Here is a 26,025-nt window from a genome sequence, read left to right on the forward strand (position 1 = left end):
CCTCGCGTAGTTGTGCCAAAAATGCCAACCGCCCACCGACGGATCAATAACTTATCGCTGTGGCTGTGGAACTTGAGGGCCCGGGCCCATGCGGCCACAGCTCTGTGGCGGTCTGGCGCGCATCGGACGGAATACGCGGCCACCAGGGCCCGGCGCCAGGCGCGACAATCATGTGGTCGGAGTAGTGAGGTGGTCGCCGTCATGCCCCACCTCCCTCGTCGGTCCGTTGGCGGAGGATATTGGCGGTTTCGGCTAGCCCCGCGGTATCAGCCTCCCGTGCCAGGGCATTGAGTGCCGCCCGCTGTTCCTCGGAGGAAAGCCAGTATCGCGTCGTGGTGGTCGGGGCGCCCATGTACCCACGTACCGTTTCGGATCGGCGGTCTACGGTGATCCCGTACTGGGCGGTGATAGCGCTGACCGTCGATGGCAACACCCAGTCGTGGAGGTGGCCCACCGCCTCGAAGCGATTGAGACTGCCACCGCGCGCCATGTAATGGAGGACGCGGCGACGCTTTGTCCACCAGCGGACGGGTGGGGTATGCTGCTCGCGAGTGCTCTTGCTGGCGCGCTCGCCCTCCGCCCCCGGCCCAGCGACGGCCGGGGGTTCTAGTTCGTGTTCGGCCATGATCCACCTCCCGGTTATTCCGCTGCCGCGGATAGGAAGGTCCGCCGGTCATGGTCATCGAGTACATCCACCGGCCAGCGCGCAGCGTTGGGCGCTATCTTCACGGGCCGCGGGATGACCCCGTCAGCCGCCCACTTCCACACAGTCGTCCGCGCGATCGAGTAGCGAGCTGCTACCTGGCGATCGGTGAGATATTTCGGGGCAATGTTCGCGTCGGGCATCTCCGTCTCCTGCGTTGGAGGACGGGGTACCGGACACGGTGGGGAGGTTGTAGCGCTGGATGGATCGGCGGTATCGTCATGGACGCACGCACGCCACCCCGTATCTACTCCGTCACCATCGGGCGTGGCTGTCGTTCGCAGCGGCCAGCCGGCGCCCTAAGCCGGTACCGGGCCCGGCGGTGTTGCCGCACCGTCGGGCCCTTTCTCGTCCTATGTTGTCGGTCGGAGACCACTTTAGGCGATCGCCTAACCCGTTGTGTAGATGCAGGATTTGCACATTACGTGCAGATGGCAGGAAACGAGATAACACGATTAATCATCTTTCATCGTTTCTTATCGCTGCACGCTTCCAGGCCCGATAATTCCCGACGAACGGTAGGTTTCGTTACGGTTCGGACTATCGTGATGCCGGGTCACCGCTGAGGGCAACGACGTTGTCCCACTGGGCGCTGCCGACTTCCCCGGTGAGTTCTGCGAGATGCGATGCCCAGGCGTGAAGCGGTGCGCGGGCCATGCGCTCACGCCGTTTGATATAGCTGGCGGTTACCGTCTTCGGCTGGTGGCCGAGGACCGCGGCGATCGCTTCCTCGGAGCACTCCAGGCATTCGGCCAGCTCGGTAGCCACTACACGGCGCGCGTCGTGTGTACCGGGCGGGCGCTCATAGTCCGCGAAGATCCGCCGTAAGGTCGCGCGCAATGCGCCGTCTACCCGTACCCCACCAGTCTCCGTCCTGTTCGGAAACAGGAAGCCATCAGCGGTAGTCTCCGCCATCGCCTGGTCAACAACGGCCCGGGCCGCATCGCTCAATGGTACCCGGTGCGGATGCCCCATCTTGCGGCGCTCGCCGGGGACATGCCAGACGCCGCCCTCGAGGTCCAGCTCCTCCACGCGCAGCCCACCTACTTCGCCGCCCCGTTGGCCGGTCAGGAGAAGCAACCGCAGCGCGAGCCTGGCAGGCAGGGCCCCGGTGGCCGGATCGAACGTGCCGGACCACCACCGCCGCACCTCGTCATGCGAGAGCGCGCGCGTCGGCCCTACCGGCTGCTTCACTGTCACGTAGACGGCCGGGCTCTGCTCGATCACCCCGCGCTCTACGGCGAAGCGGAGCATCCGACGGAACACGGCGAGTACCTTCCCGGGCTGCCGGCTGTTCCCGGCCTCGCGCACCTGGTCAATCACCGCTACCACGTCCCGGCGGTGCAGATCGCCGAGCGGCACCTTCCCGAGCTCCGGGATGACCCAGCGGTTCAGGATCTGCTCATCGACGCGCCAAGTCTTCTTGTTCGGTTTGGCGTGGAGGCGTATGTACTCGTCGGCGAAATCGGTCACCGTCGGCATAATCCGCCGCTCGTGCCGCGCGCGTTGCGCCTCCGCCGCCGGGCTCACCCCGGACCGTGCCAACCGACGCGCCTCCTCGGCCCGCTCCCGCGCCTTCGCGAGTGTCAGATCCGCGAGCGTTCCGAGCGTCATCACCTCGGTCTTGCCGTGCAGCTTGTAGCGGAGGCGCCAGGACTTCCCGCCGCCAGGATTCACGCGCAGCGATAGACCGTTGCCGCCGTCATACAGGTCGTAGGCCCGTTCCGCCGGCTTGGCCTGCTGAATCGCCTTCGCCGTGAGCTGATGCCTCGTTCCCGCCATGCTCCCTCCCGTAAGGGTCACTTCCAGGGTCACCTCAGGGTCACCCCGAGGGTCACCTTTACGAGGTTATGGCAGTAGACGCGGAGCGACAAGGATAGCCGATGAATGGCGGTATATCAGTTGGTTGCAGAGGTGTCGGACGGCGAGGATGGGACAGAAACGACGGCCGTAGTCAGGTCGCCTTGGATCTCATAATCCCTTGGTCGCTGGTTCGAATCCAGCCGGGCCCACCATATTTTTCAAGGAGATACGACAGTAGAAACCGGTGCGAGCGCTCTGCAGCGTCCACTTTGTGTCCACTGCGTTGAAGTATACCAAACCATGTTTCGCCTCCATGCTGTCGTGAATGCGGTTGTGAAAGAGGGACGCATCAGTTTCGACATAATGGGTCACTTCCGCTTCTGGACGCGCTGCGCTTCACGCCCAGTCACATTCGTCCGATTTTTCTGCGTAAGAGTGATCGGCCGTTGAAAACGTTCACCCGTTAGTAATACTAAAGCACTATGAGTAACAATTTCAAAGAGAAGACAAACGCCGCCACTCGGGTATACTTAATTCTTTCAAGTGCGGCGGGTAAAAACCCGAACACGTCAACAATCGACGTTTGGACAGATGTGTTTGGAGTCGAGGGAGGGCGACAAGCGGAACGGAACATGGCGGTAACGGATTCCCTAAATGCGCTTACAAGGGAGTTTCATAGTGCTCAAGCTAAGATGCAGGAGTCCGGGTTTTACGGCGATCTTTGGAACCCCTATTTTTCTCGAATAGAAAAAGCCCTTCAAATGGACAATTTGTCGACAAACTGGAATGACAAAAAAAAGTACTTGGACGAGGCAACGTTGCTATCGTTACAGTGGTGTGCTTCTGTGCTTCCGGATGACAATGGTTTAGTAGAAGAGGAGTTGCTATCAGAAATAGAAACAAACTTGGATACAATAAAGAATCTACTTCATGAGAAAACGTTCCCGGATGATTTGCGGACCTTTATAGAGCGACAGGTGCAAATAATTGAAACGGCGTTGCGTAAGTATAAAATTATGGGTGAGCGGGCTTTTCGTGACGCGTTTTTTGAGGGCTATAGCGAAGTCATCGACCATCCAGAAACAATAGATGAGTATGGTGCGGACGAAACCGTAAGCAGACTTGGTGAAATTTGGAAGGCCATTAAAAAAGTTCCCACAGCAGCCATCGCGGTTAATCGTACATTACAAGCCGGGGAAGGAATATCCTCTCGGGTTGCGGGGTTTTTGGAAAACTTTGGGGTTTCCGGAGGTGGCGTTTAGCAGAGGGAGGCAAAGCGGATCGGCTTAATACCTAGAGTCTCTTTATAGTTATCACATCGTGGCCATTAAAAATCCAGCGACAAAATATTATCGTGCTGCGTTCCGGGTTTACGATCAAAGTTGTTAGGCGTCGGCGTCATTGTCGGGGTGTACTATGATTGTGGACCGTGATTATCACGATTTGAGACGCCATCTCGCTTCTCTTCGGGGAGTGATTCATATAATTCAGCCACCTTTTTTGGATGCGATATCATTTGTTCCGCAATTAGATTAATTAGCTCAAAAAGGTGCTCGGCTATTTCTCGATTGTCATTCAGATCAATGTTTCCCGGATGGACCGCGTCATTGCCCACGATACGCACGTAATCTAAGGCCCTTTGAACCATAGGATTTAGGCCCTGTTGGACCATGCTGGCGATATCAGAATTGATATTTCGTCCAGGATAGCCAAGGTGAATACATAGATGTTGTAGGGCTAGCCGCAAAAGGGCAGCAGCACCTTTGGGAGAATCCTGTATGATGGCGCGCCCTTCGTTATATAGGTCTTTGATATGTTCAGGTAGATCACCATTCGGAGTGAGATCAAGAGAGTGTCGCGGATAGATTAGATTATCAAAAACCCATACGGAAAACTCTTTGCAATTATAGCATTGGGCTACGTGTAAATTCGCGAGTTTCGTAGTGAGATTTGATCCAGTAGATTCCCGGTCCGTGAACAGGCGCCCTGTATGTATACGCTCCATATAACGAAGCATTTCGTCTCTTGTGTGGGACGGTATATCCGCATGATCACGAATATATGCAATAGTTTTATCGGTCGGTATGTTTGGCGTCGGATTTTCTCCGGAAAGACGTTTTAGGTATAGAGAGCTCCACGTTTGAGTCGTAAATGCGGTGCAATGTGGGCACGCAAAAGCGGTTTTGGTTATTGCTGGGATATTAGACATATACCGTGACCATAAGCGTTTGATTAGGAATAGGAAAGGGCAACAAGTTGAATAGGTGAACTTGGGCGCGAGATTGTTGTATCTATTATTTCTTTGCCATGGGAATAACGGGTGTTTTGGTGAGTATGATTTCGCGGACGACTACTGTATTTGCTAATTTATCATGCCAGGATTGTTTCCGGGGATCGAAAGCGGCCCATAGGAAGCCAAGAAATAAGGGCAAAGCGGATATCACATAGGCTAAATATCGCCCGATATGCTGACCTAGTCCGGCGTGTTTCCCGCTATTAGCGTCGACGATCCGCGCACGGATTAGCATGTTTCCAGGTGTCGCCTGCGTTATTTCCCAAAAGCTGATAATGATAATGGCGGGCAGGAGCCAGTTAATAAAGAAATCGGCTTTGCCGATTATCATCTCACCCGAGTAGAAGTAGTAAGGGCCGTATACTAGCGAGGTGAGGAAGCCACAGATAACCATTAGAAGGAGGCTATCCACGAGCATGGCGAGTGCTCTTACCCAAAAGCCGGCGTACTCAAGATTCTTTTCCGTCATCCTTGAAGTTCCTTCTTCTTACTTTCACTTTTCGTTGACTCGGATTGGTCCTGTCCCCCAACAGCAGGCAACCGTTTTTTTGTTGCCGTTCTTATTTGGTCCCTTCTTGGTCGCCGTTCCTGGCTGCGAACCAGCGGCTAGCGGCTTTGCTGGCAGCTAGGAGGCTTCCGCTGCCCCATCCGAGTCCTTGCGCGCCTTCTCCGTCGCTGGGTTAATCTGGCCCTGCTCCGGCATGGTCTTCCCGGTGAGGAGCCAGTAGCTGTATTGAGGCCAGTGGTTAGCGATGGCCTCCATTACCTCTTGGCGTGGGGAGCTGCCGCGCTGTTCGATTCCCTGAATAGTCCGCATCGAGACGCCGAGGAGTTCGGCGAACTTCGTTCGGCCCAATCCCTCAGTCTCGCGGATCTCCTTAATCCTCATCCCTATGGTTGACATGCTACACCTGTGGCATATACTTGCCCGGTAAGTGCCACAGATGTAGCAGCTACAATCCGCGCACTGTGGGGCAACGTGGCTAACTATGTGAGATCGAGGATATGGAAGACCTCAACGCCCGGCAACCCGCAATGGTCCCCGTGATGTCCCGCCAGCGTTTCGCCGAGCTGGCCGGCGTCGAAGACGGGGTGGTGCGAGGCTGGATCGAGCGCGGCCAGATCCCGACGATCAAGGTCGGCAAGCACCGTCTCATCAACGTGGCGCTGCTCCACGACGAGTGCATGAAATCGGAGGACTGGTCATGACCGCCATGCCCTCCATCGACCCCCCGGAGCTCGAGCGCCTGCACGCCGCCGTCGATCGTGTCGCCCGTGCGGCGGAACCGTTCGACGACACCGCCCAGGCCCGGGCGAAGTCCGCCAACTGGTCCGGGGCGCTGGCCATGATGGTCCGCGATGGCGTCATCGCCCCGGAACGCCTGGCCGAGTACGCCGAGTACTTCGAGGCCCTGGCTGCCTTCAAGGAGGGCCGGCCATGACCGCCCCCGCCAGCGCCGCCCTACCCGTCAGCACCTACCGGGGCCGCTTCCAGACCCAGCGCGGCCACCGCTCCGTGCTGGTCGCCGCCCTGGATCACTGCCAGGTCCTCCTGGACGGCGAGGCCCGCACCGACACCGCCGGCGCCCCGATCCTCGGTGTCATCCGCACCACCCTGGCGGAATGCCAGGCTTACGCCCCCGAGCTCCGCCTGCCGGAGACCCGAGGCGAGGCCGCCCCGGCCATCGCCCGCGCCCGTAGGCGGCTGGTCGAACAGGGCGCCGATGCGGCCACCCCCACCAACTGGCGCGCCGACTTCGATGCCTGGCTCACCTTCGAGTGCGGACGCGGCTCCGACAACTACCGCCACGGCGAGGTGAAAGGCGAAACCGGCCCGCTCCTGGACGAACGCGCCCGGGCGACGATCCTGATGACCGGACTGGTCCACGCCGACGCCTGCGCCCAGCTCGCCGAAGGCGAAACCGCGGAATACGCCGCCCTGGTGCTCTGCCGCTCCGCGTTGAAGGCCTGCCGCGACTACTGCGCGGGCCTGCGCCACCCCATGAACCTCACCGAGGCCCGCCAGCTACTCAACAAAGCGGCGGACCAGCTCATCGCCGCCGGTGTCCCGGCGAACGGCTTTCCCGATGCCGAGCGCAGCACCGCCGAATGGCTCCGCGTCAGCCTCGGCGAAGACTGCGAACGCATCGCGCCTGAGTCCCTGGCAGGAGGCGTTTTGTCCGTGCTCCCCGCCTCCCCCGCCTTCACCCGGGCGCACCGGGTGTTTTCTACACCATCCCGGCCGGGACCGGCCTCTGCGGCCCGCCGGGGACCTGGTGAGGGCACCGAACGCCGACCGGTGCCCGGTTTGTAAACGTCGGCGCAAAGGAGCGTGCAACCATGATGCAGCAGGTATTGGATGTGGACGTCCTCGGCATTCGCCGGGTCCATGTCGACGGCAACACCTACACCAAGCTCTATCTCGCCGAGCGCGTCGATGATGGCGACGTCAAAGGCGTCATCCCCATGACCATGCCGGCGGACCCCAAGCTCGTCGACCAGCTCGACGCCACCCAGCTCCCGCGCCAGCACAAGCTCCGGGTCCGTCTCCAGATGGCCGGCGGGGGCAAGACCGGGATGTTCGCCCTGGAGGTCCTGCCCGACGATGCCGCCGGCAATGGCGGTGGGCGCAGTGGCGGCACCGCCAGTGCCGCGGCCGGCAGTGGTGCTAGCGCCTCCGCCGAGGCCCCGGCCTCCCGGAAGGGGGCGTAATCCCCCATGGCCGTACTCCTCACCTGCAGCGAGGACTGGCAGATCGACGCCCAAGGGGCGCCGGTGTGCCCCGGAACCGCTGCCGTGGTCGAGGAGACGGCCTACCAGGCATGGCCGGGGATCACCTACGACCAGGCGAATCAGCTGATTGCGGCGGCGCTGTTCGTCCTGGCCCTGGCCTTCATCGTCCGCCGCGTTCTGCGACTGCTCAGCTAAGGGAGGAAACCCCATGCAGCTCACCGACACCATCAAGCGCCATGCCGCCCGCACCGGGGCGGCGATGACCACCGCCCTGGCCTCCGGTGCGGCCATGGCCGAGTCCTCGGGTATCGACGTCTCCGAGGCCACCAACGCCATCAGCTCCGATGGCGCCTCGGCGATCTCCGCGGTCGGCGGCGCCATCATCGGCCTCGCCGGCCTGGCGGTCGTCTACAAGTGGGTCAAGGGCGCGATCTTCTCCTAATCGCGCCCTCTGGCCTCTCTCCCCCGGCAAGGGGCGGGCACCGCCCCGCCCCTTTCTTCATGCAGGGAGGAAAGCAATGCCCACCGATCCGCTGCCCTGGCTCTACATCGCCGTCGTCCTTTCGGCCGCCTACTTGATGGTCGGGGGGAGCTGATGGGGCGTGCCAGTTGGGTGCTCGTCGTGATGCTCGCCGCACCGGCGAGCGCGTTCGCGATCAGCATGGAGGGCCTGGAGGAGGCAAACCTGGGGGGTGCCGGTTGGTACAACTGGACCGACGACCAGGGGCAGTGGGAACAGGCCTTCAACAACTGCTACGCCGATCCGCTCAGGTTCGGCTGCACCGATGAGAAGACCATCCATCCCGGCGGCTATGACGCCTACCGGTTCGTGGAGTGGTGGTCGTGCGCGGAGGGCGAAGGCCAGGTCATGGATAACGGTACGGGCTATTGCCGCACCGAATGCCCCACCGACTACGAAACCAGCTTTTCGTTTCCAAATGCCTCTAGCCTTGCCGAGGTGCCCGAAAGCATTTGCTATCGCGGCTGCCAGCTCAGTGAAACCTTTGCGGCGGGTAACCAGGACGTCGGCTATTCGGCCAGTTACGTCTCGACCGGTGAGACCTGCCTGTATGAGGACGAGCAGCCCGAAATGGAGGAGGAGGAAGAGCCGCCGCCGGAGGATGACGACGACGGCCAGGACGATTCGAATAGCGATGACGACTCGGGCTCTGACGACGACTCCGGCTCGGACGATGATTCCGGTTCCGACGATGACTCGGGTTCCGGTGGCGGAGGCGGCGGAGGTGGTGGTGGTGACTCCGGCAGTGGTGACGGGGATTCCGGCGACGGCGGTGGAGGCGATGACGATTCCGGCTCCGGGGATGACTCCGAGGGCGGCGACGACAGCAGTGGCGGCGACGGTGACTCGGACCCCGATGGCGGTGGCACCGGCGGCGGTGGTGGCGATGGCGATGACTCCTCCGGCGGAGACGACTCCACCGGCGGCGAGGACGACGACAACAACGATGACGACTCCAATAACGACGATGATTCGAACAACGACGACGACTCCAACGACGACAGCAACCAGGACGGCGATGACCAGGAGGGCGGAGACGACGACACCGGCGGGGATGATGAATCCGGGGGCGATGACGACTCCGGCGGGGACGATGACAGCTCCGGCGGCGATGACGACTCCGGCGGCGGCGGTGGTGGCGACGGTGACGAGGGCGATGGCGAGGGGGAATGTGACCCGGCCACCGAGGAATGCGACGAGGGCGGCAATGAGTACGGGGAGGGTTCCTGCGAGAGTGCGCCGAGCTGCGACGGCGACCCCATCCTCTGCGCCATCGCCCACGAGCAATGGAAACAGCGCTGCGCCGCCGAGGAATGGCGCGAGGACCTGGAGGGCTCGGAGGAGTACAACAACCAGGACTCGCTGCTCGATGACTCCGAGGCCAACGCTCCCAATACCAAGGAGATCGATCTAAGCCAGGAAGTCGACCTCGATGCGTCCGGCTTCGAGCTCTCCGAGGCCTGCCCGGCCCCGCACACCGTCTCGCTGGGGCTACCGGGTATCGAGAGCTTCACCATCGAATACGATCCGTTCTGCGAGCTCGCCGACCTGATCCGGCCCCTGCTGCTCGCGTTCGCCTACTTCTTCGCGTCCGTCATCGTGCTTCGGGGGGTGAGCTAATGCCCGCGATCCTCGCACCCATCGCCGTGTTCCTCGCCGGCATCGCCGGCAGCCTCGTCGCCCGCGTGCTCACCGCACTCGGCCTGGGGCTCGTGACCTACGTCGGCGCGAGCGCCGCCGTCGAACAGCTGAAGGGCCAGATCTCGGGCGCCTTCGGCAACCTCGGCGCCAACACCGTGGCCATCGTCGGGCGCCTCGGCGTCGACGAGGCCATGACCATCATCCTCTCCGCCTGGGTCGCCACCCTGGCGGTGCAGGGCATCACCGGCGGGGCCAAGCACATCGCCCCGGTCAAGGGAGGGTAACCCATGCTCACCCTGGTCACCGGCACCCCCGGCGCGGGCAAGTCGCTGTATGTGATTCACACCCTCCAGGAGGTCACCGAGCGGCCGGTCTATTATCACGGTATCGAGGACCTGAAGCTCCCGTGGTATCCGCTCGAGGAACCGCGCAACTGGCCCGAGGAGGTCCCGGACGGGGCCATCGTCGTCCTCGATGAGGTGCAGCAGTACTTCGGCCCCCGGGGCCCGCAGCAGAAGGTCCCCGAAGGCGTCGCCGCCCTGGAGACCCACCGCCACCGGGGCATTGATCTGTACTTCATCACCCAGCACCCCAACCTCCTGGACCACCACGCCCGGCGCCTGGTCGGCGAACACGTGCACCTGAAGCGCAACTTCGGTGCGCCGTTTGCCACGCTCTACCACGGCAACGAGGTCATGGACCCCAAGGACCGCGGCGAGCTCGCCAAGGCGCAGAAGACCCAGTGGCGCTATCCCAAGAAGACCTTTTACCTGTACAAATCCGCCGAGGTCCACACCCACCGGTTCCGCCTGCCGAAGAAGCTCCTGTGGGCCATCCCCGCCCTGGCGGCGGTGGTGGGTGGTGCCTGGTACGGCTATCAAACCCTGTGGGGCGAGGATGGCATCGCCGGGGGTTCGGGGACCGATCCGGCCCCCACCGCCCCAGCGGAACCCGCACCGGGCCAGGCCCCGGCGCCGGAGCAATACGCCGGCACCGAACGCCGCCCGGCCCCGCGCCCGCAACCGGTGGACTGGCGCGAGCGCATGACCCCCGAGGTCCCGGGCCTGCCGTGGACCGCGCCGCTCTACGCCGAGGCGGCCAAGCCGAAGACCGTCCCCCGCATTAAGGCCTGTGTCGCGAGCGAGGACCGCTGCACCTGCTACACCCAGCAGGCCACGCGCATCAGCGGCGTCGATGACGCCACCTGCCGGCGCATCGTCGAGCATGGCTACTTCGACTTCATGCGCGACCCCGAAGGCAACGACCGCGAGCGCCAGCAGGCCGGCCGCGAACGCCTGCGCGAGCGCCTGGCGAGCTACCGCCGTGTGCGTGCTCTCCAGGAGCAGACCCGGCGCATCCGTGCCGGCGACTACGACGGTACCAACGTCCCCACTGGCGGCGGCGTCGGCCCGGCGGCCAGTCCCTCGGCGGGCGAGGGCTGGGAGAACGCCGAGCGCGGCGAGCCCGTGCGGGCCCGGCCCCACGGTGTGGAGATCACCGAATGACTGCCCGCACCGCCTGGCTCGATGGCCTGCGCGGCGCCGCGCTCGTGCTCATGGTCGTCGACCACCTGGCGGTCTTCGGGTATCTCCCCGACGAGCTCCGCGCCGTCACCCGCCTGGCCCTGCCGGGCTTCATGTTCGTTGCCGGCTGGCTCTGGCGCCCGGGCCTTCGCCCCCGGCTGCTGGAGGTCATCGTGGCGGCGGCGGCGAGCTGGGGACTGTGGTTCCTGGTGGCCGGCCCGATGGTCCCGGTCCTGGTGGTCTTCTGCCTCACCTACCCCCTACTCGGCCTCGCCCGCCGGGCGCCGGTCACCGCCCTGGCCGTCTCCGTCCTCCAGCTCTCGGCCTGGCCGATCCCCTGGGCGGGCTACCAGCCCGGCGCCGTGCTCGCCTTCCTGGTGCTCGGCCAGCTCGCCTGCGTCCACGGCCTCGGCGAATGGCAGGGCCTGGGCCAGCGCCTCGCCTGGCTCGCCCCGGCGGGGCGCTGGCCGCTGACCCTCTACCTCGGCCACCTGGCGGTGCTGGTGGCCCTGCACGGGGCGAGTACCGCAACCCCGCCCGCCAGCGGAAACGCCACAGCGGCCACCGCACCCGCTGCCAGCGCGGCCGCGCTCGTCCCCGTAGTCCACAGGCCGAGGGGTCCCTCGATAGACCCCGTGGCCTGTGGACCCACGGGGGCGAGCCTCGAGCTCTGGCCCTACCGGCCAGCCCAACGGCACCCCATCGGGGCCCGAATCCCGGCCCGGGCGCCACCCGCGCCCGCCCCGCCCGGCGGCGAAGCGGCGCAGGCGCGCAGCGCCGCGCCGCTCGCCGCCGGCGCGCCTTGCGCGCAGACGTACCTGTAGCACGTCTTAAGACGCACAGACCGGACCGGACGAAAGAACACAATGCGCCACAAAAGGAGCACGGCAGATGGCGAAGAAGTTTGCGGAACGGGTTAGCTTCGCATCCTTGATGGATGGCACCACCGACCCCCATGGCCGGGAATTCCTCATGCCCGACCGTCCGGTGGACCTCTCCGGGGTACGTATCCTCCATGTGGGGGTCGATACCATCCGCCAGCTCTACCACGGCCGCGTGAAGGTCGAATCGATCGGCCGCATCCATGCCGGGGCCCGCTTCGAGTCCAGCGACATCGTCCAATGGGCCGACCGGGAATGGCTCGTTGCCGGCGGCGGTCGAAGCGGCTACCGCTATCGCCTGCAGAACAACGAACTCGGCCTCATCGTCCTCCTGGGCAGTCGCTACAAGAACCTCCGTGACGCCGGCTCGCATCTCAAGATCGAGTGTTCCCCGCACTTCCTCAAAGACCAGGGTCCCGAGCAGGTGCAACGCCTCCTCGACGAGCTCGCGGCTACCCTCCTGGAGGAACCGACGCCCCACAGCTGCGCCGTCCACCTCGCCGTCGACGTCCAGGGCTGGAAACCGCCCAAGGACCTGGAAGAACGCCTCAAGACCAAGGCCCGGCGGAAGGTGGAGCACACCGGCATTGACCGCCTGGAGCTCGTCGGCGGTGAGACCTGCCAACGCTACGGCGGCGGCCAGTCCTACCTATTCGGCGGCGCCAACTCCGTACAGTTCGCCCTCTACCGCAAGGACCTGGAAGCCTACGCCCGCGACAAGCTCGACTATTGGGAAGGCGTATGGGCCGAGGCGCCCGAAAGGGGGCTGGATGACCGGGGCCACGACCCCGACAAGGCGGTATGGCGGCTGGAATGGCGCTTCCACCACAGCGTCGTCCAGCAGATCCAGACCGAGCAGGGCCAGGGCTTCGAGAGCTACCAGGCCATCGCCCCGTACCTCACCAGCCTCTATCAATACGGTCTCAACCTCTTTCGCCTCGACTACTCGTGCAGCTACATCGACCCGTTTTGGCAGTTGCTCACCGAGGACATCACCATTGCGGCCGAACAGGAAATGCTCACCGTCTGCCGCGTCTACAAGACCCCCGGACGGGGCAACGAAAAGAACCTGGCCCTCGCCCTGGGCAACATGCTCAGCCTCTACGCCCGCAAGGGCTACAAGGCCCACCGCGTCATTGCCCACCTGCGCCGTGCGGGCTTCTGGCAAGACCTCTGCGCCTACTGGCGCCAGCGAGACCTCGACCCCCAACAGGTCATCGAACACGGCCTGGCGGTGCGAAGACTCGCCACCTGAGCCTATGGCCATCAAGAAGACGAAAACGGGTTGGCAAGCGGATATCCGCCCTGGTGGTGGCCGTGGTCGTCGGATCCGTAAGACCTTCCGGACCAAAGGCGAGGCGAAGCGGTTCATTGCCTGGATCGAGACCGAGCATATCCAGGGACGCGAATGGAATCCGGGTCAGCAGGATAACCGGCGGCTCCTGGAGCTCGTGGCCTCCTGGTATCACCTGCATGGTCGCGAACTACAGGACAGCAAGGGTCGTCGGCGCAAGCTTGAGTGCATCGCGATCGAGCTGGGCAACCCCATCGCCCGCCACGTCACGGCCGAAGACTTTACCCGGTACCGTGCGCGGCGCCTCGAATCGGGCGTTACGGCCTCAACGGTCAACCATGAACACGCCTACCTCCGTGGCATGTTCAACGAACTCCGCCGCTTGGGCGACTGGAAGGGCGACAATCCCGTAGCCGGGATCCGCCAGATCCGGGTACGCGAACGCGAGCTGACCTACCTGACCAGTTCCGAGATTCAGGCGCTCTTGGTGGAGCTCCGGAAGGCCGACCGCCTTGACGCATACCACGTGGCACGAATCTGCCTCGCCACCGGGGCACGATGGTCAGAGGCCGAGACCCTGGAGGCCGACCAGGTGAAGGCCGACCGCATCGTTTTTGTGCGCACCAAAGGCGGCCGCGTGCGGACTGTGCCGGTGGACCCTGAGCTCCTGGAGGAAGTGAAGACTACAAACGAAGGCCGGCTATTCAGGTCCTGTTACTACACGTTCCGCGGCGCCGTGAAGCGTGCTGGCCTGGAGCTTCCCCGCGGCCAGCTGGCCCATGTGCTTCGCCACACCTTCGCCAGCCACTTCATCATGAACGGTGGCAACCTGCTGACCCTGCAACGGATCCTCGGCCATACCGACATTCACATGACCATGCGCTATGCCCACCTGGCACCGGATCACCTGACCGAAGCGCGGGAGTTCAACCCGCTGTGTCACGGTGTCCAGGGCGTGTCCTAGCATCCAGCCACAACAGTGGCGCCAAGTGGCGCATCGAGACCGTAACGCACTGATTCACCGCAGATAGTGGGCGACTGTGGCCCCTGGGGCCGCTCTCATAATCCCTTGGTCGCTGGTTCGAATCCAGCCGGGCCCACCAAGCCATGCCCAGGAAATGGCCACATTGTGGCCACCGAACCGAAGGGCACTGAACCATCACAGCGCCCAACACCGTCCCTTTTGCGCCGGCGCTGGGCCTGATTGCAGGCGCCGAGCCTCCTTCAACCCCCAGCGCGGCGGCTCGCACTGCCGGCTGGCCCGGCATTGATCTGCGAGAGCGGTTCGTTGACGTCCAGGATCTGCGCCTCTATTCCGGTGACGCCCATGTCCTGGAGGCGGGCGGTGTGCTTTTGCCGATAGGCCTCGGCATCCTCGCGGTTTGAGAATAGATAGACACCGCCGGCCCGCCGAGCCTGCGGGTCCTCGGTCCAGATCTTCCACAGCAGGCCGGGCTCATCATTGATCGATCTCGCCAGCGGGGTCATGGCCTCCACCATTGCCTCGCCGAAGGGGCCCTCGAAAGGGAAGTGAATCTGCAGGATTGCGGCCATCACGCCTCCCTGTGTCGCTCGGTTCGCATCCTAGCGGCGGCGCCGGAGCGCCGGTACGGAGTGACACGTATACCATACCCTACCCGGGTGCCGGTCTCATGGAGGGGAAACGTCAACGCGACCCCTCGTACCTGAACAGGAGACTATCATGAGCGCCGAGTACCACATCCAGACCCCGCCGCAGAGCCTGGACAACGCCGACGACAAGGCCCGACCGCTTCTGGAGCAGGCGCGGGAGAAGCTGGGCTTCCTACCCAATATGTACCAGCACATGGCCAAGGTGCCGGGCGTGCTGGACACTTACCTCCACGGCTACGAGCTGTTCCGCAATGAATCGGGGTTCTCGCCCCCGGAGCAGGAGGTGGTGTTCCTGACCATCAGCCGTGAAAACGGCTGTGCCTACTGCATGTCCGCCCACAGCATGCTTGCGGAGAAGGCCTCCCAGGTGCCCGGCGAGGTCACCGAGGCGCTACGCCAGAACCGGCCGGTGCCGGATGAACGCCTGGCGGCCCTATCGGAGTTCACCAGCCGTATGTTCCATACCCGCGGACGCCCGACACAGGCCGATGTGGACGCCTTCCTGGGCGCCGGCTTCGAGGAGCGCCACATCATGGACATCGTGCTGGCCTTGGCGGTGAAGACGCTGAGCAACTACTCCAACCACCTCAACCATCCGCCGGTGGATGACGTCTTCGCCGCCCACGCCTGGAACGGCTAAGCGCCAACGGGCCATGCGCCGCCCCAACGGAACGCCACCGCCGCCAGGGCAGCGGAATCGACTCACACCGCGAGGTACTCGTCCCGCAGCTCCTTGTTGTCGAGTACTTCCTTGGCGCTGCCCTGGTAGGCCACCTCGCCCATGTCGATGATTACCGCCGAGTCGGCAAGCTCCAGCGCCGCGATGGCGTTCTGCTCGACGATGACGGTGGTGATGCCGAGCGCCTTGACGTGGGCGACGATGCGCTCGATCTCGGCGACGATCTGCGGGGCCAGGCCCTCATAGGGCTCGTCGAGAAGCAGGAGCTTGACCTCCCTCGCCATCGCCCGGGCCACCGCCAGCATCTGCTGCTCACCGCCGGAGAGGGTGACGGCGTCCTGGCGGCGGCGCTCGGCGAGCCGGGGGAAGTGCTCGTAGATCTCCTCCAGCGGCCAGCCGATTGGGGGCGCCACCTGGGCGACGATAAGGTTCTCCTCCACGGTGATACCGGGGATGATCCGGCGATCCTCCGGGACGAGCTGGACACCGGCCCGCGCCGCCTGATTGGCATTGCACCGGTGCAGGGCCTGGCCGGCGAGGTGGATCTCACCCTGGCGCAGCGCCGGCTCGTGGGCCCGGGCGATGGTACGCAGGGTCGAGGTCTTGCCGGCGCCGTTGCGGCCGAGCAGGGCCATCACCCCGCCCTCCGCCACATCGAAGCTCATGCCCTGGAGGATGTAGCTCTCGCCGTAATAGGCATGCATGTCCCGGCAGGACAGGAAGGCCTGGTCGGCATGCGTCTGATCGAACTTCTCCGCGCTCGTGCTCATTGCTCCTCCCGTCCGCCGCCGAGATAGGCCTCGACCACCCGTGGGTCACCCCGTACGTCCTCCGGCCGGCCACTGGCGATGACCCGGCCCTGGGCGAGCACGGTGATCTGCTCGGCGAGGCTGAACACCACGTGCATGTCGTGCTCGATGACGATCTTGGTCATGCCCCGCTCGGCGATGCGGCCGAGCAACTCCACCGTGCGGTTGGTGTCGTGACGGGACATCCCCGCCGTGGGCTCGTCGAGCAGGAGCAGCTTGGGATGCGCGGCCAGGCATACCGCCAGCTCCAGGCGCCGCTTATCGCCCCGCGAAAGGCTCTGGGCGGGCTCGTCGAGGTGTTCGCCGAGCCCGACATCGGCCAGGGTCTCGGCCGCCTCGTCGGTTATCGCGTGCCCACGCCCGAGGCTCTCCCGCACCCGTACGGAGAATTGACCGTCACGCTTGGCCAACGCGGCGATGGAGACGTTCTCGAGCAAAGACAGCGCCGGGAAGATCTGCGGCGTCTGGAACACCCGGGCGATGCCCCGCTGGATGATGTCGTGGGGCTTGATGCCGCGAAGCTCGCGGCCGTCGAAGCGTACCGTGCCCTGATCCGCCTCGATCAGCCCGATGAGCACGTTCAGCAGCGTCGATTTACCCGCCCCGTTGGGCCCGATGATGGCGTGGACCGACCCCTCCGGCACCTGGAGATTCACGTCGCTCAGCGCCTGCAATCCGCTAAAGTGCTTGGAGACGCCCTGGACGTCGAGCAGATAGGACTCATTGGCTTGGCTCATGGGTGACTCCTCCGGATCATTCCGAGACGCCGGTCCGCGCCGCGCTGCCGCGCTCGCGGGTCTTGCGCATGGACTCCGGGGAGTCCGGGACATTGTGCCGCCGCCCCGGGACGCGATGGCCGAGGGCCTTGCGCACCCGCCGCCAACCGTCCACGAACCCGCCGGGCAGGAAGATCACGATCAGCACGAAGATCAGCCCGAGGATCAGCTTCCAGAGCTCACCGATCTCCGCCTGGACCACGTTCTCGAAGAACATCATGAATGCCGCGCCGATCATCGGCCCGATCAGGGTGTTCACACCGCCAATCACGGACATGATCACCACCTCGCCGGAGGTGGACCAGTGCAGGAACTTGGTGGCCACGTAGGGCTCATAGACCACCATCAACCAGCCCGCGAAACCGGCGTAAATGCCACTGATGAGGTAGGCCGTCATCTTATAGGCCATGACGTTGACGCCGGTGTACTCGAGCCGCATCTGGTTCTCCTTGATGGAGCGCAGCATCAGCCCGAACGGCGAACGCCGGAGCTGCCGCGCTGCAGCGAACCCGATAACCAGAACCACCGCCGCCAGGTAAAACACGTTAAGGCCGGTCATATGCAGGCCGAAGAGGTTCGGCTGCGCGCTCATGGTCAGGCCGTTATCCCCGCCGGTCCAATCCTGGAAGATCGACAGCGCCGCCGCGTGCAGCATCTGCGCGAAGGCGAGGGTCAGGATGGCGAAGTAGATGCCGCTGCGGCGCAGGGTGAGGAAACCGAGCACCAGCGAGAGCGCGATGATCACCACCAGGGTGACGATCAGTGCCAGGAGGATGTTCTCGGAAACGTGAAGGAACATCAGCCCGCTGGTGTAGCCGGCGGTGCCGAAGAAGGCCGCATGGCCAAAGGACAGGTACCCCGTGAACCCCAGCAGGACATCAAAGCCGAGGGCGAAGAGCGCCCAAATGAGGATCTTCGTGGCCAACGCCTCGTAACCGCCCAGCAAGGGCAGCCAGAATGGCATGCTGAAGACCAGCACGGCGAAGGCACCGAGGACCTTGATCTCCGTGACCCATCGGTTTTGGCTTTGCCCGGTGCTCATTCGAGTACCCCTTTCTTACCCAGCAGCCCGCGCGGGCGAACCAACAGCACGACCACAGCCACCAGGTAGATAACGATCTGCTGGATGGCCGAGTACTCCGCGGAGAACGATAGCGCCATCCCGAGTAATACCGCCGCGATCAGCGCCCCGGGCAGTGAGCCCATGCCACCGATGACCACCACCAGGAATGAGGGCACCAGCAAGTGCATGCCCACCTCCGGTGTAACCTGGGTGACCGGCCCCCCAAAGACGCCGGCGATGCCGGCGATCAGCGCACCGAGGCCGAAAACGATGGCGAAGCGGGCGGTGATATTGATGCCGAGGAAACGCAGCATCTCCGCGTCACGCATGCCCGAGCGCACCACCAGCCCGAAGCGGGTGAACTGCAGCAGCGAGAACAGCGCGGCAATGGCGAGCAAGGCGACCAGGACCAGGATGATCCGCCAGGTGGGATAGAAGAGCATGCCGTCGATAAACGGCATCCACACCGAGATCATCTCCTGGAAACGGGGGACATCAGGGATGGTGGCACCCGTGCCGTAGAACATCATCTGCCCCTGGCCCCAGTCGGGCACCGGATAGGGAATGTTGTTGGCGCCGAAGATCGCCTTGGCCCCCTCCTCCACCACCAGGGCGATACCGAAGGTTACGAGGATCTGATCCGTGTGCGGCCGGTCATAGAAACGCTGAATAATACCCCGTTCCAGGGCGATACCCACCACGAACAGCAGGGCGGGCACCAATACCACCGCCGCCCAAAAACCCAGATGGGCACCGATGGTGACGGCGGCGTAGATGGCGATTACGTACAGGGCCCCATGGGCGAAATTGACCACGCCCAGGGTGCCAAAGATCAAGGTCAGCCCCAGGGCGATCAGGGCGTAGATCGCCCCCATCTGCAGCCCAGTGACCAACTGGAGGAATACATCGTTCGCGGACATCATTTCACCTGTTGCGGCGCGCTGCGCAGCGCTGGCGCATTCGCGGGCAACCCCGATGCGGGGAGGAAGACCCGGCCCCGATAAGGGCCGGGTCCGGGCTCACACGCCCCGACTCAGGCCGGCTCGTAAGGACCGAGCTCCCCGGGGAAGGTGTCCACGGGGTACATGACGTCGTCGCGCTTGACCTGCTGGTGGACCTTGAGCAGGTCGAACTCGCCGCTCTTCTCGTCCGGGCCCTTGCCCTGCACCACCAGGATGTCCTTGAAGCACTGATGGTCGCCGCCGCGATAGAGGGCCTCGCCCGGGCCGGCGCCGGTGAAGCGGAAGTCCTCCAGCGCGCGGATCACTTCCGGCGGATAGAAGGTGCCCGCCCGCTCACAGGCATTGGCGTAGAGCAGGGTCTGGACGTAGCAGGTCTGCGCCGCCTGGGAGGGCGGGAAGCCGTACTCCGCCTCGAAGGACTTCACGAAGGCCTGGGAACCCGGGTCCTGGAGGGTCCAGTTCCAGTTCGTGGAGCCGAACACGCCGTCGATGTTCTCGGCGCCGGCGCCCTGGGCCATGAGGCGGCTGTACAGCGGGACCACCACCTGGACGTCCTTGCCGTTCTTCTGCATGTCGCGCACGCCGAACTGAACGGCCTGGGTGAGGGAGTTCACCATGTCGTTGCCGTAGTGGTTGAGCACCAGCACGTCGGCGTCGGAGTTCAGGAAGGCGGTGAGGAACTGCGAGTAGTCCGTGGACCCGAGGGGGGTCATGATGTTGTTGACTGTGCTCCAGCCCTCGGCCTCGGTGAACTGCTTGATGGACTCATACTGGGTGTGGCCCCAGGTGTAGTCCGCGGTCAGATGGAAGGCGCGGCGGTCCGTTCCGTATGCACCCGCGAGCACCGGCCCCAGGGCCTTGCCCGACATATAGGCGTTGAAGAAGTGGCGGAAGCCGTAGCGACGCTTGTCCTTTCCGGTGGTGTCGTTGGAGTGGGTGAGACCCGCCATGAAGATGATGCCCATCTCCTGGGCGAGGTACTGCTGGGCAATGGCCACCGCCGAGGAGGAGCCACCGCCGTACATGATCACCCCGTCGCGCTCGATCATCCGCCGGGCGCTGGTGCGGGCGGCATCGGGGTTGGTCTGGGTGTCGCCCTCGACGTAGTCGACCTTTTTGCCCAACACACCCTGACCGGTCAGGGCGCTCGGCTTGAGGGTCTCGAGCATGCCCCCGCCGTTGTTGAGGTGCTTGACGGCGAGCTTGTAGGCGCGCAGCTCATCGGCCCCCTCGTCGGCGTAAGCACCGGTCTGGGGCACGTTGAACCCGAGCATCACCGTGTCGCCCTTGACGGGGAAGTTACCGATCGCGTCCTGTGCCCAGGCGTTGCGGCTGAAGATCATGGGCCCGGCCCCGGCGATCAGCGCCGATGCGGCCCCCGCCTTGAGCACCCGGCGGCGGCTCCAGCCGCCCTGGGAATGGTCGTCGTTATGGTCGGTCATCGCTCTCTCCTCCTTTGCACCGGTTCGGCATTGCGAAGCCGGAAGGTACGCGGCCCGGGCGGGCCGCCTCTTGTTATCTGTGTTGAGACTACTGCGACTCTGTTAACACAACAATAACTACCTAAAAACTCGGGAGATATTTGTAAATAAATTGCACAGATACGAGTAAATCTGTAAAACTTGAAAATCGACAGGGAGCTTGAGGAGCGCGAATCCATGGCACACCACCCCCCGGTGGGTCAGCGGGTACGCCACCAGCGCCAGCACCTGGGCCTGACGCAAGCGGCGCTGGCCCGGTCAGTGGGCATATCGCCGAGCTACCTCAACCTCATCGAGCACAACCGCCGCCGGATCGGCGGCAGCCTGCTGCGGCGTCTCGCGGACGTGCTCGAGGTGGATCTGCACTCGCTGTCGGGCGCCGAGGAAGCACGCACCGAAGCGGACCTGGTGGAGGCGCTGGCGGATCCGGTCTTCGCAGAGACCTCACTGGGCACGGACGACGCCGCCCGCATCGCCGCCGAGCCGGAGCTCGCCCGGGCGGTCCTTACCCTGTATCGGGCCTATCACGACGCCAACGAACAGCTGCAGCTCCTCTGCGAGCGGGTGAGCTCGGACCCCTTCCTGGAACAGCTCAGCCACCGGATCCTCACGCTGATCACCTCCATCCGCTCGATCTCCGAGATCCTGCGCGACTATGGCGATCTCAGCGGCGAGCAGCGCCGGCAGTTCAGCACCGCCCTCGCGGAGGGGAGTGAGGCCCTGACCGCCCGCACCGCAGAGATGTTCGAGTTCATCAACGGCCGCGGCGCCCACAACCCGGCCCCCTCACCGGCCGAGGAGGTGGATGACGTCATCTACGACCATAGCGCCCACTTCCCCCGGCTGGAGGCCTCCGCGGACGCCGTGCGCGGACAACTCAGCGATGGGGCCCCTCCCGGGATTGCGGCCTTGCAGGAGCACCTCGAGCAACACCATGGCGTTACGGTGAGCGTCCGCGACCCCGCGGCTCTCGCCCCCCGGAGCACCCGCTTTCACACCAGCGAGCGGACGCTGCTCCTCTCCGAGGCGCTACCCGAGACCGGGGTGCGTTTCGAGCTCGCCCGCGCGATCGCCCGACTGGATGCCCCGGAAGTAGTAGCCGCCGCTGCCGAAGACCCACGGCTGACTACGGAAGAGGCCCGTCAGCGATGCCGCGAGGCGCTCTACAGCTATTTCGCCGGCGCATTGCTGTTCCCGTATGAACACTTCCTCACCGCCGCGGAAGGCCTCCGCTATGACATCGAACGCCTGCAGCAGCGCTTCGGTGCCAGCTTCGAGCAGGTCTGTCACCGCCTGTGCACGCTGCGACGCGCCGGCCGCGAGGGCATCCCGTTTCACTTCGTCCGCACCGACATCGCCGGCAACATCGACAAGCGCTTCAGCGCCTCGGGCCTGCGCCTGCCCCACTACGGCGGCGCCTGTCCGCGCTGGGTCCTGTACTCCGCGTTCCGCCATCCCGGCGAGATGCTGCGCCAGCTCGCGCGTATGCCCGATGGGACCAGCTACCTGTTCATCGCGCGCGCGCTCACCCGCGCCAACCATGGCTTCAATAGCCCACGGAGCCATTACTCGGTGATGATCGGCTGCGACATGGTCTACGCACGCGACATCGCCTACGCCGACGGTCTCAGCACCCACCCGGAGGCAACGGTGGAGGTGGGGGTGAGCTGCCGTCACTGCCCCCGCGAGGCCTGCGCCCAGCGCGCGCACGAGCGCCTGCCCCAGGGAGGCGAAGCGAACGGCTGAACGCGACGCGCCTGCGAGCATCGCGATCGTGATGATGAATGGCACACCGATATGGGCGTGTATACTCGGGGGCAAAGTCATAGCACCCAGCCTCCCCCGCCGAATGGAACGCAACCATGGAAAAGAACCCTGACAAAGGCTATGTCGCCCTGCTGGGCTGGAGCCTCAACGCCGTCGAGGCCGCCGAGAACTTCGACCGCCGCTACCTGGTGGTGGCCCCCGACTGGGCCGAGGAATACTGCGAGCAGCACAGCATCCCCTATATCCCCTGGAACTTCGAGCGCCTCAACGACCGTTCCATGGAGATAGCCGAGCTGTTGCGTGACAAGGGCGTAGACGTTGCCATCCCGCTGTTCGAGGAGACGGTGGAATGGGCCGGCGCCATCAACGCGGTGCTCATGGACAACCCACGTCTGCACGGGCAGGCGGTGCTGTTCCGCGACAAGGCCCTGATGAAGCGCCGCGCCCAGCTCGGCGGCATCCGCGTGGGCATCTTCGAGGAGGCCCATGACCATGATGACGTCATCCGCTTCCTCAAGCGCGTCAATCAGACCCTGCTCAAGCTCGACGGCGACCCCAACGATCCCATCCATCTCAAGGCCTTCGACAAGGCCGGCTGCCTCGGCCACCGGGTCATCCGCACGCCGGACGAGATCGACATGATCCCGGAGGAGGAATTCCCGGTGCTCATGGAGAGCCATCTGGACGGCTGGGAATTCGCCGTGGAGGCCTGGATCCACGACGGCAAGATCCGCTTCCTCAATATCTCCGAGTACGTGACCCTCGGCTATTCGGTGTTCGTGCCCGCCACGCCGGAGCTGGAGAGCTGGCGGCCGTTGATCGAGAAAGAGATCGAGAAGCTGATCAAGACCTTCGACATCCAATACGGCCAGATCCACCCGGAGTACTTCGTCACCTCGGATGGCACCATGTACTTCGGCGAGGTCGCCTACCGGCCACCGGGGTTCAAGGCCTTCGAGCTCATGGAGCGCGCCTACGGGTTTAACCCCTATCAGGCCTCGATCCTGGTATTCGACCCCAAGACCACCGAGGAAGAGGTCGAGGCGTTCTTCCCCACCCCCGTGGTGGGCGCCAAGGGCTATGCCGGTTGTTTCGGGGTCTACCCTCGGCGGCGGGTGGTCAGCCGCCTGGAGATCCCCGAGGAGACGGAGAACCATCCCTATTTCGACTACCACGAGCTGACCCCGCCTATGGAGGAGACCGTCACCAAGCGGACCGCCTTCGGTACCCACTGGGGGCTGGTATTCTTCTTCGGTGACGATCCCCACCGGATGCGGGACCTGCTCAAGCACCAGGAAGAGCTGGACTTCTACGTCTAGCAGCCCTGTCCGAACGCAGTGGAGAGCCTGCCAGCGTGACACCCCCCAGCGACGACGAGCGCAGCGGCGCCCCCCTGCCGGGCCTGCTGGTCAAGCTCGACGATGCCGGCGCCGCCCTCGCGGCGGCGCCGCCGTTCTCCAAACCGGCCAAGCTCGGGCGCGTGCTGGATACGGCGCGGCGGGTGATGCTCCAGGAAGGGGGCTGCGCGGCCATCGAGGCCCGCATCCAGGCCCTCGAGGAGGCGGGGCTGTTCGAAGGCTCGGACTGGGCCACGCCCCAGATCCTGGTGCCCTCGCTGACCACCCACGCCCTGCAGAGCCCGGATGCGAACACGGTAGTCATCGAGGCGCTCAGCGAGCTACGGATGCTGACAGTGGGGCGGGGGGAATACCTGCACCCACTGATCTCCATGGAACAGGCGCACCACTACCTGACCCAGGTGCTCGCCATCAACCTGGCGATGGTGTTCACCCCGCCCGGCGAGGCGGAGCGGGCCACCCAGGGACGGCTGGCCGAGCTCCCACGCGTGGTGCTCCGTCACCTCGCGGAGCGGATCGGCTACGAGCACATCATCGACCAGCTCATCGACGAGATCTGGCGGATGCTACGCCAGCGCCCGATCCAGGTGGACCCGATCAAGCAGATGATCACCCAGATCGCCATCTGCCGGGCGGATCCGGCGATCGACCTGGGCGCCAGCGGACACGGTGCCGAGCGGCTGGTGAGCAGCCTATTCGCCCCCACCAACGCCAGCCGGGACGACCCGGGACTGGAGGTCTTCGAGGAGCGACTCGCCTGCCTCGACAATGGGGCACTGCAGTCCGAGGCCACCGGCTTCGCCCGGGCCATGCACGACACCGGGCTCGCCTCCCCCTACCACGCGGCGTTCCTGCGCTTTTTGCGGGCGAACGCCGATCACCTCCTCGCCGATGCCCTCGGCCTGTCCAACACCGGCCGCGATGGCCTGCTTTGCTACCGTGAGCTGGTAATGGCCTTGATCGACGAGGCCGTCCTGCCCGCCACCGCGCAGTCGGTGTACGGGCTGGCGATGCTGCTGGAGCGGGGCATCCTCTACCAGTCCGCCGTCGCCCCCGCACTATGGCGCCAAATCGCCCTGCCACTGTCGGACTGGGCCGCCAACCGCCTGTGGCTGGCCTACGGCGACACCGTGGCGCCGCGCACCCGGCTGCTGGAAGGCGTACTCATGGTGCTCGGCCTGCCGTTAGGGGTGGGCCAGGGCAATAACCCCACCTGCCAGTCCGCCCGGGCGTTGTCCATGTGGTCGTACAACGATCCGGATTACCTGCTGCAGATCCTCGCGTGGGCCGCCCGGGATGACGAGGTGATCATGCACTTCGAGGGCCGGGCGATCTCTTCACGCAGCTGCCTGGACGGGCGACCGCTGCCCATCGACCTGGACCCGGCATCGCTCATCCTCGTCCCGCACCTGGACCACATCTACCATGAGATGGGAAGGCTGTGTGCCGAGCGCGGGGGCGACCCCCACCGCTGGGTAAACCCGGAGTTCCACGGCTGGTGGGTGGGGCGGGGCTTTCGCATCAACGTCGACGTGGCCACCGGCGAGATCACCGCCCTAGAGGACTTCCTCCGCCACTTCTATGGCTACTACCATCCCTACTACAACGGCAACCAACCGCTCATTCATCCCCAGCCGGCCGGGATCGCGGTCACCGATACTGCGGCCCGGTTCATCGGCTGGCATGCCATTGCCATCCAGCGGGTCGCCCTGGACCCGGCCGGCGCGATGCGCGTGTATTTCTTCAACCCCAACAACGACAGCGGCCAGGACTGGGGGGACGGGGTACGTGTCAGCACCGCGGACAACGGCGAGCTCTCCGGCGAGGCCTCGCTGCCCTTCGAGCAGTTCGCCTCGCGGCTGTACATCTTCCACTACGACCCACTGGAGCGCGGCGCGCCTGCCGCCGTCTCCGCCGCGGAGCTCGAGGCCGTCACCGGCTACATCCAGCGCAGCTGGGGCGCGGATCGCATGCCCGTCTCCGTGAAGGACGGGGACCCGTCGCCCTGAATCCCCCTCGCCGCCATGGCGGACTCGGCTTGATGGACGAATGCGCTTACGGCCTAGTAAGGCCACTGTAAGCGTGAACTGCTACGTTTTGGGGTGCA

General features: G+C 64.5%; 28 protein-coding genes. 17 read left to right on the forward strand and 11 right to left on the reverse strand.

Annotation, left to right across the window (positions count from 1 at the left end):
• Positions 1 to 199: 199 nt before the first annotated feature.
• Together ACQ754_RS08490 and ACQ754_RS08495 are read right to left on the reverse strand one after the other, a co-directional pair.
• On the reverse strand, positions 200 to 625 hold the full coding sequence (locus tag ACQ754_RS08490; protein WP_440996585.1) for a hypothetical protein: 426 nt from the start codon (positions 623 to 625) through the stop codon (positions 200 to 202).
• 618 nt (positions 626 to 1,243) lie between these two features.
• Entirely contained in the window at positions 1,244 to 2,485 is a 1,242-nt protein-coding gene (locus ACQ754_RS08495) for a tyrosine-type recombinase/integrase (RefSeq protein ID WP_440996586.1), read from the reverse strand.
• Between the two features lie 503 nt (positions 2,486 to 2,988).
• Here ACQ754_RS08495 and ACQ754_RS08500 point away from each other — a divergent pair.
• Positions 2,989 to 3,768 (forward strand): hypothetical protein, encoded by a 780-nt coding sequence (locus tag ACQ754_RS08500; protein WP_440996587.1) that lies wholly within the window; start codon positions 2,989 to 2,991, stop codon positions 3,766 to 3,768.
• 152 nt (positions 3,769 to 3,920) lie between these two features.
• Here the strand turns inward: ACQ754_RS08500 and ACQ754_RS08505 are convergent, their stop codons facing one another.
• The 3 genes from ACQ754_RS08505 to ACQ754_RS08515 form a co-directional block, all read right to left on the reverse strand.
• Positions 3,921 to 4,523 carry a DUF4145 domain-containing protein gene (locus ACQ754_RS08505; RefSeq protein ID WP_440996588.1) on the reverse strand — a complete coding sequence of 201 codons (603 nt, stop codon included), beginning with the start codon at positions 4,521 to 4,523 and terminating at the stop codon, positions 3,921 to 3,923.
• Between the two features lie 277 nt (positions 4,524 to 4,800).
• The gene (locus tag ACQ754_RS08510) at positions 4,801 to 5,268 is read right to left on the reverse strand and encodes an RDD family protein (protein ID WP_440996589.1); all 468 of its coding nucleotides are present in this window, start codon (positions 5,266 to 5,268) and stop codon (positions 4,801 to 4,803) included.
• Between the two features lie 156 nt (positions 5,269 to 5,424).
• Complete coding sequence (locus ACQ754_RS08515; RefSeq protein WP_440996590.1) at positions 5,425 to 5,703, reverse strand: helix-turn-helix domain-containing protein; 279 nt, start codon at positions 5,701 to 5,703, stop codon at positions 5,425 to 5,427.
• A gap of 101 nt (positions 5,704 to 5,804) precedes the next feature.
• Here ACQ754_RS08515 and ACQ754_RS08520 point away from each other — a divergent pair, with 101 nt between their 5' ends.
• The 12 genes from ACQ754_RS08520 to ACQ754_RS08575 all read left to right on the forward strand — a co-directional run bounded on the left by ACQ754_RS08520 (position 5,805) and on the right by ACQ754_RS08575 (position 14,355).
• The gene (locus ACQ754_RS08520; RefSeq protein ID WP_440996591.1) at positions 5,805 to 6,008 is read left to right on the forward strand and encodes a hypothetical protein; all 204 of its coding nucleotides are present in this window, start codon (positions 5,805 to 5,807) and stop codon (positions 6,006 to 6,008) included.
• Positions 6,005 to 6,241 (forward strand): hypothetical protein, encoded by a 237-nt coding sequence (locus ACQ754_RS08525; RefSeq protein WP_440996592.1) that lies wholly within the window; start codon positions 6,005 to 6,007, stop codon positions 6,239 to 6,241. The genes ACQ754_RS08520 and ACQ754_RS08525 overlap by 4 nt, the downstream gene beginning before the upstream one ends.
• Positions 6,238 to 7,113 (forward strand): hypothetical protein, encoded by an 876-nt coding sequence (locus ACQ754_RS08530; RefSeq protein ID WP_440996593.1) that lies wholly within the window; start codon positions 6,238 to 6,240, stop codon positions 7,111 to 7,113. The genes ACQ754_RS08525 and ACQ754_RS08530 overlap by 4 nt, the downstream gene beginning before the upstream one ends.
• A gap of 26 nt (positions 7,114 to 7,139) precedes the next feature.
• Positions 7,140 to 7,511 carry a hypothetical protein gene (locus ACQ754_RS08535; RefSeq protein WP_440996594.1) on the forward strand — a complete coding sequence of 124 codons (372 nt, stop codon included), beginning with the start codon at positions 7,140 to 7,142 and terminating at the stop codon, positions 7,509 to 7,511.
• Between the two features lie 6 nt (positions 7,512 to 7,517).
• A complete protein-coding gene (locus tag ACQ754_RS08540) occupies positions 7,518 to 7,727 on the forward strand; it encodes a hypothetical protein (RefSeq protein ID WP_440996595.1) in 210 nt (69 codons plus the stop codon).
• A gap of 13 nt (positions 7,728 to 7,740) precedes the next feature.
• Positions 7,741 to 7,974, forward strand: a complete 234-nt coding sequence (locus tag ACQ754_RS08545; protein ID WP_440996596.1) for a major capsid protein — start codon at positions 7,741 to 7,743, stop codon at positions 7,972 to 7,974.
• A gap of 153 nt (positions 7,975 to 8,127) precedes the next feature.
• Positions 8,128 to 9,672, forward strand: a complete 1,545-nt coding sequence (locus tag ACQ754_RS08550; RefSeq protein ID WP_440996597.1) for a virulence factor TspB C-terminal domain-related protein — start codon at positions 8,128 to 8,130, stop codon at positions 9,670 to 9,672.
• Positions 9,672 to 9,977 (forward strand): DUF2523 domain-containing protein, encoded by a 306-nt coding sequence (locus ACQ754_RS08555; RefSeq protein WP_440996598.1) that lies wholly within the window; start codon positions 9,672 to 9,674, stop codon positions 9,975 to 9,977. Before ACQ754_RS08550 ends, ACQ754_RS08555 begins: the two co-directional genes overlap by 1 nt.
• A gap of 3 nt (positions 9,978 to 9,980) precedes the next feature.
• Entirely contained in the window at positions 9,981 to 11,198 is a 1,218-nt protein-coding gene (locus ACQ754_RS08560) for a zonular occludens toxin domain-containing protein (RefSeq protein ID WP_440996599.1), read from the forward strand.
• A complete protein-coding gene (locus tag ACQ754_RS08565; protein WP_440996600.1) occupies positions 11,195 to 12,040 on the forward strand; it encodes a hypothetical protein in 846 nt (281 codons plus the stop codon). The genes ACQ754_RS08560 and ACQ754_RS08565 overlap by 4 nt, the downstream gene beginning before the upstream one ends.
• A 67-nt stretch (positions 12,041 to 12,107) precedes the next feature.
• A complete protein-coding gene (locus ACQ754_RS08570; RefSeq protein ID WP_440996601.1) occupies positions 12,108 to 13,352 on the forward strand; it encodes a hypothetical protein in 1,245 nt (414 codons plus the stop codon).
• Between the two features lie 4 nt (positions 13,353 to 13,356).
• Positions 13,357 to 14,355 (forward strand): phage integrase, encoded by a 999-nt coding sequence (locus tag ACQ754_RS08575; protein WP_440996602.1) that lies wholly within the window; start codon positions 13,357 to 13,359, stop codon positions 14,353 to 14,355.
• 260 nt (positions 14,356 to 14,615) lie between these two features.
• Here the strand turns inward: ACQ754_RS08575 and ACQ754_RS08580 are convergent, their stop codons facing one another.
• Positions 14,616 to 14,945, reverse strand: coding sequence for a monooxygenase (locus ACQ754_RS08580; protein ID WP_440996603.1), 330 nt, complete (start codon positions 14,943 to 14,945; stop codon positions 14,616 to 14,618).
• 148 nt (positions 14,946 to 15,093) lie between these two features.
• On the opposite strand from ACQ754_RS08580, the gene ACQ754_RS08585 reads away from it, so the two are divergent.
• Positions 15,094 to 15,663, forward strand: a complete 570-nt coding sequence (locus ACQ754_RS08585; protein WP_440996604.1) for a carboxymuconolactone decarboxylase family protein — start codon at positions 15,094 to 15,096, stop codon at positions 15,661 to 15,663.
• 62 nt (positions 15,664 to 15,725) lie between these two features.
• On the opposite strand, the gene ACQ754_RS08590 is transcribed toward ACQ754_RS08585, so the two are convergent.
• From ACQ754_RS08590 to ACQ754_RS08610, 5 genes are all read right to left on the reverse strand, one after another.
• Positions 15,726 to 16,472: an ABC transporter ATP-binding protein gene (locus ACQ754_RS08590; RefSeq protein WP_440996605.1), complete on the reverse strand. Its 747-nt coding sequence runs from the start codon at positions 16,470 to 16,472 to the stop codon at positions 15,726 to 15,728.
• Positions 16,469 to 17,248 carry an ABC transporter ATP-binding protein gene (locus ACQ754_RS08595; RefSeq protein ID WP_440996606.1) on the reverse strand — a complete coding sequence of 260 codons (780 nt, stop codon included), beginning with the start codon at positions 17,246 to 17,248 and terminating at the stop codon, positions 16,469 to 16,471. Before ACQ754_RS08595 ends, ACQ754_RS08590 begins: the two co-directional genes overlap by 4 nt.
• 16 nt (positions 17,249 to 17,264) lie before the next feature.
• Positions 17,265 to 18,329, reverse strand: a complete 1,065-nt coding sequence (locus ACQ754_RS08600) for a branched-chain amino acid ABC transporter permease (RefSeq protein WP_440996607.1) — start codon at positions 18,327 to 18,329, stop codon at positions 17,265 to 17,267.
• Entirely contained in the window at positions 18,326 to 19,270 is a 945-nt protein-coding gene (locus ACQ754_RS08605; protein WP_440996608.1) for a branched-chain amino acid ABC transporter permease, read from the reverse strand. Before ACQ754_RS08605 ends, ACQ754_RS08600 begins: the two co-directional genes overlap by 4 nt.
• A 113-nt stretch (positions 19,271 to 19,383) precedes the next feature.
• Positions 19,384 to 20,754, reverse strand: a complete 1,371-nt coding sequence (locus tag ACQ754_RS08610) for a substrate-binding protein (RefSeq protein WP_440996609.1) — start codon at positions 20,752 to 20,754, stop codon at positions 19,384 to 19,386.
• 216 nt (positions 20,755 to 20,970) lie between these two features.
• Between ACQ754_RS08610 and ACQ754_RS08615 the strand changes: the two genes are divergently transcribed.
• From ACQ754_RS08615 to ACQ754_RS08625, 3 genes are all read left to right on the forward strand, one after another.
• On the forward strand, positions 20,971 to 22,539 hold the full coding sequence (locus ACQ754_RS08615; protein ID WP_440996610.1) for a short-chain fatty acyl-CoA regulator family protein: 1,569 nt from the start codon (positions 20,971 to 20,973) through the stop codon (positions 22,537 to 22,539).
• A 116-nt stretch (positions 22,540 to 22,655) separates the two neighbouring features.
• On the forward strand, positions 22,656 to 23,879 hold the full coding sequence (locus ACQ754_RS08620) for a carboxylate--amine ligase (protein WP_440996611.1): 1,224 nt from the start codon (positions 22,656 to 22,658) through the stop codon (positions 23,877 to 23,879).
• A 35-nt stretch (positions 23,880 to 23,914) separates the two neighbouring features.
• A complete protein-coding gene (locus ACQ754_RS08625; RefSeq protein WP_440996612.1) occupies positions 23,915 to 25,927 on the forward strand; it encodes a hypothetical protein in 2,013 nt (670 codons plus the stop codon).
• Positions 25,928 to 26,025: the final 98 nt, after the last annotated feature.

The organism is Arhodomonas sp. SL1, from assembly GCF_052060015.1.
In the GTDB taxonomy this organism is placed as follows: Bacteria; Pseudomonadota; Gammaproteobacteria; order Nitrococcales; family Nitrococcaceae; genus Arhodomonas.